We start from the raw sequence: 12,155 nt of genomic DNA, 5'->3' as shown, positions 1-12,155 counted from the left end.
ACCATGATGAAATATGCAATTCTCGGATTCGTCTGGCTTTGCGCCATATTTGCGGGCTTTTCCGCGGTGAGCGCGCTGCCCGCCTTTGCCGTCGACAACATGCAATCGACGGATGCTCCCGACCTGACGTCGGTGCGCGCCAAGATCGATGCGAAGGATTATGCCGGCGCTCTGGTGGAGCTTCGCGGCCTTGCCGAAGACAACCAGCAGGCAGATGTCTATAATCTGATGGGATATACGCTCCGCAAGACCGGCGACTACAAGACGTCGCTGACTTACTACACCAAGGCGCTGGAGCTTCAGCCCGGTCACAAGGCAGCGCGTGAATATCTCGGCGAACTCTATGTCGAAACAGGCGAGATGGCGAAGGCCGAGGAGCAGGTGGCTTCGCTGAAGCAACTTTGCCCAAGCGGCTGCGAGGAATTGGAAGACCTGCAAAAGGCCATTGCGGCCAAGGGCGGAAATTGACGTGCATATGAACGCTAGGGCAGGCGGCAGAACCGCCTGCTCGCTGCAAACGGAGGATATGATGGAAAACGCCCCAAGCCGGCCCCGATTGGCCGATCTCATTCTTCTCCTGGGCAGGCTTCTGCTGGCGCTGATCTTCTTGCATGAAGGTTCGACACTCGCGGCCGATATCGCCGCGACCATCGACACTTTCGCAACGCTCGGCCTGTCGGCGCCGGTGGCGCTTGCCGTGATTGCCCTTCAGATCGGCGCCGGGTTTTCCGTGGCAGTGGGTTTCCTCAGCCGGCTTGGCGCTCTGGCATTAGGCCTATTTTGCCTGGCTACGGCCTTTCTCTTCCACACCAATTTTGCCAGCCAGAACGAGTTGCTGCATTTCGAAAAGGACCTGGCCATTGCCGGCGGCATGTTCGTGCTGGCGGTCTCGGGTGCGGGACCGATATCGATCGACAATCTGCTGAAACGGCGAGTGCGCGGCATACCTGCCTGGCTGAGGGCAGTGATGTAGCACCGCGGCCAAGCGAACTTCACTTCGACGCTACGCCGTTTTCAAGAAGCCCGGCGCCTGATCAGAGGATCGCCTGGCCGGCCAGCAGGGCGAGGACCAGGAAGATCAGGAAGATTACCAGCGCGATGCCGAAGAGAACGCGTGCGATCGTTGCGGTGGCTGCGGATACGCCGGAAAAGCCGAAGAAGCCGGCGATGATCGAAATCACGAAAAATATGAGAGCCCATTTCAGCATGGCGTCATCCTTTGCGTTTGCATGGGAAAGACGCTGCAGCCGGCAAATTGTTCCGGCGCTTTCACAGCCGGCACGATCTATTTCAACGGGTTATCGGTTAGCCGATCGATGAAAGCTCCTCATCATGCCAGCTCTTCGGGATCAGCACGCGATTTCAGCCTATTTCGAGTGATCGTGATCAATAAAAGGCCGGCAGAGGCAGGGCGCGCATTATGAGCAACACCCTGCCTTTCCCGCTGATCAGCCGTGATTGATCATCACGTGGCGGACGGCGGTGTAGTCCTCCAGCGCGTAGACCGACAGGTCCTTGCCGTAGCCCGACTGTTTGAGACCGCCATGCGGCATCTCGTTGGTGAGCATGAAATGCGTGTTGATCCAGGTGCAGCCATATTGCAGGCGGGCGGCGGTCTTCATGCCGCGGCCGATATCCTTGGTCCAGACGGAGGAGGCGAGGCCGTAGTCGCTGTCGTTTGCCCAGGCAATGGCATCATCGGTTTGGGAAAAGCGAGTGACAGACACGACCGGGCCAAAGACTTCGCGGCGGACGATCTCGTCGTCCTGAAGGGCGCCTGATATAACGGTCGGGGTGAAGTAGAAGCCTTTGTCGCCGGAGACCTTGCCACCGGTGGTGATCTCCATGTGCTTGTGCTCGGATGCGCGAGCGACGAAGCTTTCGACGCGATCGCGCTGGCGTTTGGAAATCAGCGGCCCGATCTCGTTTTCGGTATCGTCGGCCTGATTGAAGCGGATGCTCGAGACCGCCGAGGAGAGATCGGCGACGAAATTGTCGTAGACCTTGGCATCGGCATAGATGCGGCAGGCGGCGGTGCAGTCCTGGCCGGCATTGTAATAGCCGAAAGTGCGGATTCCGGCGACGACGGCGTCGATATCGGCATCGTCGAAAACGATGACGGGGGCTTTGCCGCCGAGTTCGAGATGGGTACGCTTGACCGTCTTGGCGGCGGCCTGCAGCACCTTCTTGCCGGTGGCGATATCGCCGGTGATCGAAATCATCCCGATCTTGGCATTGTTGATGAGGGCGTTGCCGACGCTTTCACCGCGGCCAAGGATGACGTTGACGACGCCTTCGGGAAGGATTTCGGAAAGCAGTTTCGCCATCTTCAGCGCCGTCAGCGGCGTCTGCTCCGAAGGTTTGAAGACGACGGTGTTGCCGCCGGCGATCGCCGGCGCCAGCTTCCAGGCCATCATCATCAGCGGATAGTTCCACGGCGCGATCGAGCCGACGATGCCGATCGGATCGCGGCGGATCATCGAGGTGTGGCCGGGCAGGTATTCGCCGGCGGCCGGTCCGTGCAAGTTGCGCACGGCGCCTGCAAAGAAGCGATAACAATCAACGATCGCCGGGATTTCGTCGTTCAGCACTGAATTGATCGGTTTGCCGCAATTCAGCGCCTCCAGCGTGGCAAAACCCGCGGCATCCCTTTCGATGGCATCGGCGATCTTCAGGAGATAGCCGGAACGCTCGGAAGGCGTCGTCTGCGACCAGCTTGCGAAGGCCTTTTCGGCGGCATCGACGGCAGCGTCGACCTGGGAAAGCGAGGCTTCGGGAAGGTCAATCACCGTCTCGCCCGTTCTGGGGTTCAGGATGTGTTCGTCCGTCTCCGTGCCCTTTTCGAAGCGGGAACCGATCAGCATTTGGGTATCCATGATGTTCTCCCTGTTATTTGCCGGCGCCGGCGATCTGGTCGCCGTCGCGGGTGAGGTAATAGGCTGCCAGGATCGGCAGGAAGGTGACGAGCACCACGACCATGGCGACCACGTTGGTGACGGGGCGCTGGCGCGGGCGGATGAGTTCTTCGAGCATCCAGATCGGCAAGGTCGATTGCTGGCCGCCGGTGAAGGTGGTGACGATGACTTCGTCGAAGGAAAGCGCGAAAGCGAGCATGCCACCGGCAAGCAGGGCAGTGCCGATGTTCGGCAGGATGACATGGCGGAAGGTCTGGAAGCCGTCGGCGCCGAGATCCATCGAGGCCTCGATCAGTGAGCCGGATGTGCGGCGGAAGCGGGCGACGGCATTGTTATAGACGACGACCACGCAGAAAGTGGCGTGGCCGAGCACGATGGTCCAGACCGAAAACGGGATGTCGAACAGGCTGAAGGCGGAGCGCAGCGCAATGCCGGTGATGATACCGGGCAGCGCGATCGGCAGGATGACGAGCAGCGAGATCGCCTCGCGGCCGAAGAACTTCGTCTGGCTGACGGCTGCCGCGCAGAGTGTGCCGAGAACCAGCGCGATCGCGGTGGCGATGACGGCAACCTGCACGGAGAGCCCGAGGGCCGACCAGACATCAGGCCGGTTCCAGGCGATGGTGAACCATTGCAGCGTCAGGCCGGGCGGGGGCCATTGATAGCTCTTCTCCTCTGTCGTGAAGGCATAGACGAAGATCAGCAGGATCGGCAGATGCAGGAAGAGCAGGCCACCCGCAGCGGCGATCTTCAGGGGAAGCGGTGACGTCTTCTGGTCAGAGCGCATCGAAGGCTCCCTGTTTCTTGGCGATCCAGAGATAGAGCGCCATGATGACGATCGGCACGACCGAGAAGGCGGCGGCGAGCGGCACATTGCCGGCCGTTCCCTGCTGGGCATAGACGGCCTGACCGATGAAGAGCCTGGAAGAGCCGATGATCTGCGGGATGATGTAATCGCCCAGTGTCAGCGAGAAGGTGAAGATCGAACCGGCGACGATGCCGGGGAGCGCCAAGGGCAGCAGCACGGTGCGGAAGGTCTGGCGCGGCGTGGCGCCGAGATCCGCGGAGGCCTCGATCAGGTTGCCGGGCACGCGCTCCAACGCCGCCTGCGTCGGCAGGATCATATAGGGCAGCCAGATATAGACGAAGACGATGAAGGTGCCGAGATAGCTCACCGAGAGCGAATTGCCGCCGATGACGGGAAGGGTCAGGATGCCGTCGAGCAGCCAGGAGAGCGAGAGCTTTTCGAAGATCCAGGTGAGGATGCCTTCCTTGGCGAGGATCAGCTTCCAGGCGTAGATCTTGACGAGATAGCTCGACCAGAGCGGCAGCATGACGCCGAGATAGAAGAGCGCCTTCCATCTGCCCTGCGCATAACGCGCCGCATAATAGGCGATCGGGAAGGCGATCAGGGCGGCAGCGACGGTCACCAGCGCCGCCATGATGACGGTGCGGATGATGATGTCGAAATTCGTCGGGCTGAGAAGCTGGGCATAGGTCGCGAGCGTGAATTCGTAATTCACCAGGCCTGAGAAATCGTCGATCGAGAAGAAGCTCTGCAGCAGAAGAGCGATCAGCGAGCCGATATAGATGATGCCGAGCCAGAGCAGCGGCGGCGTCAGCATCACGAAAAGCAGCAGCTTCGGGTGTCGCCAGAAAGCATCTGACATCAGGCCGAAGAACCCGCCGCGTCGCGGAAGGATCGATGTCTTGCCGCCTGACATGGTGATCGCCGTCATGCCGCGTCGTCCATATAGTGGATATCGGCAGGCTGCCAGGCGAGGCGGATGCCGGCGCCGATCACAGGCACGGACGCGCCGGCCGGCAGCATGACATGCAACCGGCTGCCCTTGAGATCGACGCTGAGGCGCGTGGCTGCGCCGAGGAAGCTTGCGTTTTCGACTTTCGCCTCGACGCCGTCGCTTGCCAGCCGGATCGCTTCGGGACGGAGGCTTGCCCAGCGCTTCTCGCCACCGAGCGATGCCATCAGATCCGGCGCGATCACGTTCGACGAGCCGACGAAATCGGCGACGAAGCGGGTCTTCGGGGAGCGGTAGATATCCTGCGGCGTGCCCTCCTGGACGATGTTGCCATTGTTGAAGACGGCGACGCGATCGGCCATGGACAGCGCCTCGCCCTGATCATGCGTCACGAAGACGAAGGTGATGCCGAGCGCGCGCTGCAGGCTCTTCAATTCCTCCTGCATCTGCTCGCGCAGCTTCAGGTCCAGCGCGCCGAGCGGCTCGTCGAGCAGCAGGACCTTCGGCTTGTTGACCAGCGCGCGGGCGAGCGCCACGCGCTGCCGCTGGCCGCCCGACAGCTGGCCGGGGCGGCGGGCGCCGTAGCCCGGCAGCTTGACGAGCTCGAGAGCATCGCCCGCGGCCTTCATCCGCTCCGCCTTGCCGACGCCCTTGACCATCAGCCCATAGGCGACGTTGTCGAGGATGTTGAGATGCGGGAAGAGCGCGTAGTCCTGGAACACGGTGTTGACGTTGCGGCGATAGGGCGGAATGCCCTCGGCCGTCTCGCCGAAAATCTGGATATGGCCTGCGGTCGGCTGCTCGAAGCCGGCTATCAATCTCAGGCAGGTCGTCTTGCCGGAGCCGGATGGCCCGAGCATGGCGAAGAATTCGCCGGGCGCGATTTCGAGATCGACGCCGTCGACAGCGCGAACCTGGCCGAAGTGGCGCGATACCTGTTGGAAGCGGACGGCTGACGTCATTTGAGGGCTCCAGGTCTTGCGTGTTTAGAGAGGGCTCGGTCTTGTCTATTGAAGACCCCGCCCCAAACCCCTCCCCACAATGGGGAGGGGTTTAACCTGCCGTACCCCTTCGCAAATACCTTGGCGTTTCGGCAGGAACTCGCGGTGCCACTCCGAGTCCCTCCCCCTTGTGGGGAGGGGTTGGGGAGGGGATTTTACCGACACAGATCGCGGCTTATCGCCCGCCGATCACGCCAATATAGTCCGACACCCAGCGATGGTACGGAACGCATTCGCTCTGCGTGGCGCATTTGGCGACCGGGGTTTTCCAGAACTTGATCTTGTCGAAGTGATCGAAGCCGTTGGTGGCGCAGCCGGTATCGCCCATCAGTTCGTTGCCCTTGCAGGCGGCGGGAACGGAGGGCACGGCGCCGAACCAGGCGGCGGCATCACCTTGGACCTTGGCCTTCAGCGAATGCTCCATCCACATATAGGCGCAGTTCGGATGTTCGCTGTCGGCATGCAGCATTGTCGTGTCGGCCCAGCCGGTGACCCCTTCCTCGGGGAAGGTGGAGGCGATCTTTTGCTTGTCGGCCTGCAGCAAGTTCACCTGGAAGGGCCAGGAACCGGAAGCGACGACGCCTTCGTTCTTGAAGTCGTCGATCTGGATCATCGCGTCGTGCCAGTAGCGTGAGACGAGTTTGCGTTGGCCGCGCAAGAGGTCGAGGGCGGCCTTGTACTGGTCCTCGTTCAGCTCGTAGGGGTCCTTGATGCCGAGATCCGGCTTGTGGGCCATCAGATACATGGCGGCATCGGCGATGTAGATAGCGCCGTCATAGGCCTGGACGCGGCCCTTGTTGGACTTGCCGTCAGGAAGGGTCTGCTCGTCGAAGACGACGCCCCAGCTGGTCGGCGCCTTGTCCTTGAAAGTATCGGTATTGTACATCAGCACATTCGGCCCCCAGAGATAGGGGACGCCGTAATGCACGCCGCCGACCGTATACCATGGGCCTTTCTGCAGGCGCTCGTCGACATTCTTGAAGCTCGGGATCAGATCGGTGTTGATCGGCTGCACACGCTTGCCGGCGATGAGACGCAGCGAGGCGTCGCCGGATGCGGTGACGAGATCGAAGCCGCCCTCGTTCATCAGCGACACCATTTCATCCGAGGTGGCTGCGGTCTTGACGGAAACCTTGCAGCCGGTCTCCTTTTCGAAATCGGTGACCCAGTCGTAATTCTTGTCGGTTTCGCCGCGCTCGATATAGCCGGCCCAGGCGACGATGCTGACTGCGCCTTCACCCTTGCCGAGCGCTTTGAGCGGTTCTGCGGCGATCACCTGCGTCGCAAAGCCCAGGCAGGCGAGCGCTGCCGTGCAGGATTTCAAGAGATTCCTCATCATCCGTCTCCCAGTGGTGCCACTTTTGTGGCGGTTCGTTCCCGGATGAAAAGGTGACGCGAAAAGGCCGCTTTCGCAAATTCATTTATCAGAAGGGTGATATCGGAAATTCCGATATCACCGGATGCGGCCGGAGCGCATGCTTTCAGCAATGCCGACGAAATCGCGCGCCGCCTGCGGCAGGCTGGAGCCTTTGCGCCAGACCATACCCACCTGGACGACCGGCAGCGAACCGGAGACGTCGCGGCTCTCGATGCGGTCGCCTTCCAGCGACCACGGCCGGTAGACGAGATCGGGAAGCAGCGCCACGCCGGCTCCCGTCGCAACCAGGCTGCGCACCGCTTCCACCGAGCGGGTGCGGAAGGCGACATGCGGGCGGGCGCCAAGTGCCGAAAGCAGCTTGCCGGTGTTCTCCTCGATTTCGTCGACCGTCAGCATGATCAGCGGTTCGCGGGCGATATCGGCAACCGAGATGATATCGGCTGACACCAGCGGATGGCCCATCGGCAGCCATAGCCGATAGGGCGAGGTTTCGAGGATTTCCGCCTGCAGCGCCATGCGGTCGCGCAGGTTCGATATCACCATAACGGCGACATCGAGTTCGCCGCCGACCAGGAGATGCTCGAGATAGCCGCCATTGTCTTCGATCGCGCTGACATCGATGCCCGGGCAGGCGCGCCGGTATCGCGCCAGGAGGTCGGAAAGCACGTAGCCGGCGACAAGCGATGTGACGCCGATGTTCAATGTGCCGGAAAGCGCGCTTTGCTGGCCGGAAAAGCTGGTGCGTGCATCGGAAACGGAGGCGAGAATCTTCGTCGCGTGGCGCAGGAACTGGTGTCCATTGTGCGTGATCGTCAGGCCGCGCGGATGGCGCTCGAAGAGTTCGACGCCAAGGTCGGTTTCGAGCTCCTTCAGCGCTTCCGTCACCGAGGATTGCGAGATCGAAAGGTTCTGTGCTGCCCGTGTCACCGAACCTTGTTCGGCGACGGCGACAAAATACTGGATCTGGCGAAGGGTGAAGGCCATGGACGTTTAGAGCATGGCGGAATGCGCCGTGGCAAGCGGCCGAAAAAAGCGGACCTTTTTTGGTATTTTCCTAAAATGGGGCTGGCTTGGCGCGCCCACTTAAACTTTCCGAAACGTCATTTCTCTAGCGTTCTCAACACCAGTCCTGCGTTGGAGTTTCAGATGGCGGAGCAGTTGGCGTGAAGGCCTTACTGCGCATATTCCGGCCCTCCCGGAAATTGACAATCATCATCGGCGGAGTCGCTCTTCTGGCGGGCGTTTCCGGCGGCGCGGCGGTCTATGTCGGCAAGGGCCGGCTGATCGGTTCCTCGGATGGCGTCTACGGCCTCGAATGCAGCGACGTCAATCTGGTGACGATCAAGAAGCAGGATCACATCTGGGTCCGGAAATACATCAAGACCGAGCCGACCGACGGGATGACGCGCGTCAAGACAGCGCTTCGCGTCGCTCAGGCCGTCTATGCCGCGCAGAAGCCGGATCTGGTGCAGGTTGTGGTGCTCGACGAGAATGGCCCGACGCTGCGCGCAGATATTCGCGGCCGGGCGATCGGCGCCGACGTCGTCTATATCCCGCATCCCGACAAGGCCGTTCCCGGCCTCGACGACAAGCCCTATACGGCGCGCTATTACGACGGCAAGGCCAATGAAAGCGGGTTGTTCTTCGGCGAGCGAATCGACCTGCCGGCGGACGAGATCGCGATGATCAGCGCCGGCTTCAAAGACCCGGAGGATTGCGTCGATCCTGTTGCCGTCGCTTCGACCAAGAACGAAGAGAAGGGCAAGGAAAAGAAACCCGCAGGCGGCGGACATGGCGCCGCGCCGGCGATCGAGAGCAAAGTCGCGCCTGCCGCAGAAAGCGCCGGCGCCGATATGGTCGCCGAGGCGCCGGCCGAAGAGCCGCCTCCGAAGACCCACTGAAACGGCATAAAAAAAGCGGAGGGCCGCCGGCACTCCGCTTCGTTTTTCGATGTCTCTTCCCGTCAGTCGGCCTTGTTGCGGCGAGCCGGGAAGAGAATGACGTCGCGGATCGACGGTGCGTTGGTCAGAAGCATGATCAGACGATCGACGCCGATGCCAAGGCCGCCGGCCGGCGGCATGCCCTGGTCGATCGCATCAAGGAATTCCTCGTCGAGCTGCTTTTCCTTCTCGCCGCGGGCATGCGCCTGCTCGAGCTGCTCGACCATGCGGCGGCGCTGCTCTTCTGGGTCGTTCAGCTCCGAGAAGGCGTTGCCGAGTTCCCAGGCGTTGCAATAGGTCTCGAAACGTTCGACGAGGCGCGGCTCGCCCGGCACTTCCTTGGCGAAGGGGGAAATGTCCTTCGGGAAATGCGTGACGTGGGACGGCTGGATCAGCGTGGCTTCGACCTTTTCCTCGAAGATGAAGGCGAGGCATTCGCCCCAGGTCCAATCCTTCTCGACCGCGAAGCCGGCAGCCTTGGCGGCGGCACGGGCTTCCTCGTCGGTTTTGATCGCCAGGAAGTCGATGCCCGTCACTTCCTTGACGGCATCGGGCATCGGCACGCGCTTGAACGGTCCCTTGAACGACATGGTCTTGTCACCGAACGGGAATTCGGTCGTGCCGTGGATTGAGAGCGCCAGGCTCTCGAACAGCCGCTCGACGAGATCCATGATGTCCTCGTAGTCGGCATAGGCCCAGTAGCACTCCATCATGGTGAATTCGGGATTGTGCCGGGTGGAGACGCCTTCGTTGCGGAAGTTGCGGTTGATCTCGAACACCTTGTCGGTCAGTCCCGAAACCAGGGTGCGCTTCAGGAACAATTCCGGCGCGATGCGCAGGTACATGTCGAGCTTCAGCGTATTGTGATGCGTCTTGAACGGCTCGGCGGTGGCGCCGCCATAGACCGAATGCAGCATCGGCGTCTCGACTTCCATGAAGCCGTCATCTTCCATGAAGCGGCGGATGCCCGAAAGGATCTTCGAACGCTGCTGGAAGCGCAGCTTCGAATCCTCGTTGGTCATGATGTCGAGATGGCGCTTGCGGTAACGCAGCTCGATGTCGGAGAGGCCGTGCCATTTCTCGGGCATCGGCAGCAGCGACTTGGTCAGCATTTCGATCTTCTGCGCGTTGATCGTCAGTTCGCCGCGCTTGGTGCGGCGCACGACGCCCGTGACACCGATGATGTCGCCGATATCGATCATCGGCAGCAGGGCGCGGGCTTCTTCCGGAGTCGTGTCCTTGTGACTGAAGATCTGGATTTTGCCGCCCGCATCGTGGATGTCCATGAACATGCCGGAGTTGCGCGAGGAATAGACACGGCCCGCAACAGTGACGACATCTTGCGTCTCGGTGTCGGGTTCCAGGCCTTCGTATTTAGCCGCCAATTCGGCATTGGTTAGCGTCCGGTGGAAATGCGCCGGATAGACGTCGCCGATCTGCTCGCGCAGCAGCTTCAGCTTCTGGGCGCGCACCTCAGTTGCGTCGGAGGAAAGGGTGTTTTCGGTCTTGTTGTCAGCCATTGTCGAATTCCTCTGACTGTTCTTACTTCGAGCCGACGAGGGCGGCGACGGCCTGCGCGGCGAGCTTCAGGCGCTGGCGCACGACGGAGCGGCCGAGAATCGCCATGGAATCGAAGAGCGGCAGCGAGCGCGACGAGCCGGAAACGGCCACGAAGAGCGGCGAGACCACGACCTTCAGCTTCTTGCCCATGCGGTCGGCGATTGCGCGCAACTCGGCCTCGATCGTCTCGACATTCCATTCCAGGATCTTTTCGAGATCCGGCTGGACAGTGTTGAGGATCTCCAGGATCTCTTCCGGCGGCGATTTGATCTTGGCGAAATCGGAAGGCTGCAGGCCGAGATCGGATTTCAGCAGGAAGCCGGCAAGATCGGGCAGTTCGCCGAGTTTGGAGATGCGCGTCTGCGACAGGCGCAGGCCAGCCTTCAGACGATCGTTTTCCATCGCCCAGGTCAGCACGCGTGCCTGGAATTCCTCTTCGGACAACTTTTCGCGAATCCAGCGGCCGTTCAGCCAGTCGAGCTTCTGGATGTCGAAGATCGCGCCGGCCTTGGAAAGGTTGTCGGGATCGAACTTCTCGGAGAGTTCGTCCATCGTCAACAGCTCTTCGCCTTCGGCGATCTGGATGAAGAACAGGCCAAGGAAGTTCATCAGCGCTTCGGGGATGTAGCCGAGCGCGGAGTAATAGGAGATCGAGGTCGGGTTCTTGCGCTTAGACAGCTTGGATTTGTCGGCATTGCGCATCAGCGACAGATGCATGAACACCGGCTGGTCCCAGCCGAAATAGCGATAAAGCAGGATGTGCTTCGGCACCGAAGCCAGCCATTCCTCACCACGCGCGACATGGGTGATCTTCATCAGATGGTCGTCGATGACGTTGGCCATATGATAGGTCGGCATGCCGTCGGCCTTGATGAGGACCTGCATGTCGACGGAATCCCACGGGATGGAAACGTCGCCGTAGACGCCGTCCGTGAAGTCGCACGAGCCCTCGGTCGGGATCTTCATGCGGATGACCGTCGTTTCGCCGGCCGCCATGCGCGAGGTGACTTCCTCGGCCTTGAGCGTCAGGCAGAGGCCATCATATTTCGGCGGCTTGCCGGCGGCGCGCTGCGCCTCGCGCATCTGCTCCAGCCGTTCCGGCGTGCAGAAACAGCGGAAGGCATGGCCCTTGTCCAGCAGTTCCTGTGCGTAGGGCTGGTACATGTCCTTGCGGTCGGACTGGCGATAGGGGCCGTAGGGGCCGCCGATATCGGGGCCTTCCTTCCAGTCCAGCCCGCACCATTTCAGTGCATCCAACACCTTCGTCTCGAATTCCGGGGTCGAGCGCGTCGCATCGGTATCTTCGATGCGCAGGATGAACTCGCCGCCGTGCTTCTTGGCGAAAAGATAGTTGAAGAGAGCGATGTAAGCAGTGCCGACATGCGGCTCGCCGGTCGGCGAGGGAGCGATGCGGACGCGGACGCCGGAAACTGTCATTTTATGTGCCCGTCAATGAATGCCGGACGGTTCTCGCTGGAAGGCGACGTTCGGCCGGAAGGATGCAGATATCTTCATCGGCAAACCGACCGAAAAAGGGCATTCGCCCGCACCATCCGCCGATCGTCCGTTCGGCTGGCCTTAGGCCATATTCAACCGGGCGC

12 protein-coding genes are annotated in these 12,155 nt (G+C 61.3%); 3 read left to right on the top strand and 9 right to left on the bottom strand.

Features of this window, described 5'->3' with window-relative positions; translation table 11 throughout:
* Positions 1-3: 3 nt before the first annotated feature.
* Positions 4-468, top strand: a complete 465-nt coding sequence (locus EFB14_RS17100) for a tetratricopeptide repeat protein (RefSeq protein ID WP_183604861.1) — start codon at positions 4-6, stop codon at positions 466-468.
* Between the two features lie 58 nt (positions 469-526).
* A complete protein-coding gene (locus EFB14_RS17095; RefSeq protein WP_183604868.1) occupies positions 527-973 on the top strand; it encodes a DoxX family protein in 447 nt (148 codons plus the stop codon).
* 61 nt (positions 974-1,034) lie between these two features.
* Here EFB14_RS17095 and EFB14_RS17090 read toward each other — a convergent pair whose 3' ends face one another.
* The 7 genes from EFB14_RS17090 to EFB14_RS17060 form a co-directional block, all read right to left on the bottom strand.
* Positions 1,035-1,208, bottom strand: a complete 174-nt coding sequence (locus EFB14_RS17090) for a DUF1328 domain-containing protein (protein WP_003582429.1) — start codon at positions 1,206-1,208, stop codon at positions 1,035-1,037.
* Between the two features lie 240 nt (positions 1,209-1,448).
* On the bottom strand, positions 1,449-2,876 hold the full coding sequence (locus EFB14_RS17085; protein WP_125850067.1) for a gamma-aminobutyraldehyde dehydrogenase: 1,428 nt from the start codon (positions 2,874-2,876) through the stop codon (positions 1,449-1,451).
* 13 nt (positions 2,877-2,889) lie between these two features.
* On the bottom strand, positions 2,890-3,702 hold the full coding sequence (locus EFB14_RS17080) for an ABC transporter permease (RefSeq protein ID WP_125850065.1): 813 nt from the start codon (positions 3,700-3,702) through the stop codon (positions 2,890-2,892).
* Positions 3,692-4,654, bottom strand: coding sequence for an ABC transporter permease (locus EFB14_RS17075; protein ID WP_125850063.1), 963 nt, complete (start codon positions 4,652-4,654; stop codon positions 3,692-3,694). The genes EFB14_RS17080 and EFB14_RS17075 overlap by 11 nt, the downstream gene beginning before the upstream one ends.
* Complete coding sequence (locus EFB14_RS17070) at positions 4,651-5,637, bottom strand: ABC transporter ATP-binding protein (protein WP_125850061.1); 987 nt, start codon at positions 5,635-5,637, stop codon at positions 4,651-4,653. Before EFB14_RS17070 ends, EFB14_RS17075 begins: the two co-directional genes overlap by 4 nt.
* 214 nt (positions 5,638-5,851) lie before the next feature.
* On the bottom strand, positions 5,852-7,012 hold the full coding sequence (locus EFB14_RS17065; RefSeq protein ID WP_126827424.1) for an ABC transporter substrate-binding protein: 1,161 nt from the start codon (positions 7,010-7,012) through the stop codon (positions 5,852-5,854).
* Between the two features lie 117 nt (positions 7,013-7,129).
* Complete coding sequence (locus EFB14_RS17060) at positions 7,130-8,038, bottom strand: LysR family transcriptional regulator (RefSeq protein ID WP_125850057.1); 909 nt, start codon at positions 8,036-8,038, stop codon at positions 7,130-7,132.
* 179 nt (positions 8,039-8,217) lie between these two features.
* Between EFB14_RS17060 and EFB14_RS17055 the strand changes: the two genes are divergently transcribed.
* Positions 8,218-8,955 carry a hypothetical protein gene (locus tag EFB14_RS17055; RefSeq protein WP_126827331.1) on the top strand — a complete coding sequence of 246 codons (738 nt, stop codon included), beginning with the start codon at positions 8,218-8,220 and terminating at the stop codon, positions 8,953-8,955.
* Between the two features lie 62 nt (positions 8,956-9,017).
* Here the strand turns inward: EFB14_RS17055 and lysS are convergent, their stop codons facing one another.
* Entirely contained in the window at positions 9,018-10,514 is a 1,497-nt protein-coding gene (gene lysS / locus EFB14_RS17050; protein WP_126827329.1) for a lysine--tRNA ligase, read from the bottom strand.
* A gap of 22 nt (positions 10,515-10,536) precedes the next feature.
* Positions 10,537-11,991, bottom strand: a complete 1,455-nt coding sequence (gltX, locus tag EFB14_RS17045; RefSeq protein WP_126827327.1) for a glutamate--tRNA ligase — start codon at positions 11,989-11,991, stop codon at positions 10,537-10,539.
* Positions 11,992-12,155: the final 164 nt, after the last annotated feature.

Source organism: Rhizobium fabae (assembly GCF_003985135.1).
GTDB lineage: Bacteria > Pseudomonadota > Alphaproteobacteria > Rhizobiales > Rhizobiaceae > Rhizobium > Rhizobium pisi.
The sequence above is the reverse complement of the archived record's forward strand: the minus strand, read 5'-3'. Positions and strand labels throughout refer to the sequence as shown.

What these genes read in the sequence shown, in the direction of transcription:
- EFB14_RS17095 (WP_183604868.1), top strand. Translation starts at nt 527, where the DNA reads ATGATGGAAAACGCCCCAAGCCGGCCCCGATTGGCCGATCTCATTCTT.
- EFB14_RS17065 (WP_126827424.1), bottom strand. Translation starts at nt 7,012, where the DNA reads ATGAGGAATCTCTTGAAATCCTGCACGGCAGCGCTCGCCTGCCTGGGC.
- EFB14_RS17070 (WP_125850061.1), bottom strand. Translation starts at nt 5,637, where the DNA reads ATGACGTCAGCCGTCCGCTTCCAACAGGTATCGCGCCACTTCGGCCAG.
- EFB14_RS17085 (WP_125850067.1), bottom strand. Translation starts at nt 2,876, where the DNA reads ATGGATACCCAAATGCTGATCGGTTCCCGCTTCGAAAAGGGCACGGAG.
- gltX (WP_126827327.1), bottom strand. Translation starts at nt 11,991, where the DNA reads ATGACAGTTTCCGGCGTCCGCGTCCGCATCGCTCCCTCGCCGACCGGC.
- EFB14_RS17075 (WP_125850063.1), bottom strand. Translation starts at nt 4,654, where the DNA reads ATGACGGCGATCACCATGTCAGGCGGCAAGACATCGATCCTTCCGCGA.
- EFB14_RS17080 (WP_125850065.1), bottom strand. Translation starts at nt 3,702, where the DNA reads ATGCGCTCTGACCAGAAGACGTCACCGCTTCCCCTGAAGATCGCCGCT.
- EFB14_RS17100 (WP_183604861.1), top strand. Translation starts at nt 4, where the DNA reads ATGATGAAATATGCAATTCTCGGATTCGTCTGGCTTTGCGCCATATTT.
- EFB14_RS17060 (WP_125850057.1), bottom strand. Translation starts at nt 8,038, where the DNA reads ATGGCCTTCACCCTTCGCCAGATCCAGTATTTTGTCGCCGTCGCCGAA.
- EFB14_RS17090 (WP_003582429.1), bottom strand. Translation starts at nt 1,208, where the DNA reads ATGCTGAAATGGGCTCTCATATTTTTCGTGATTTCGATCATCGCCGGC.
- lysS (WP_126827329.1), bottom strand. Translation starts at nt 10,514, where the DNA reads ATGGCTGACAACAAGACCGAAAACACCCTTTCCTCCGACGCAACTGAG.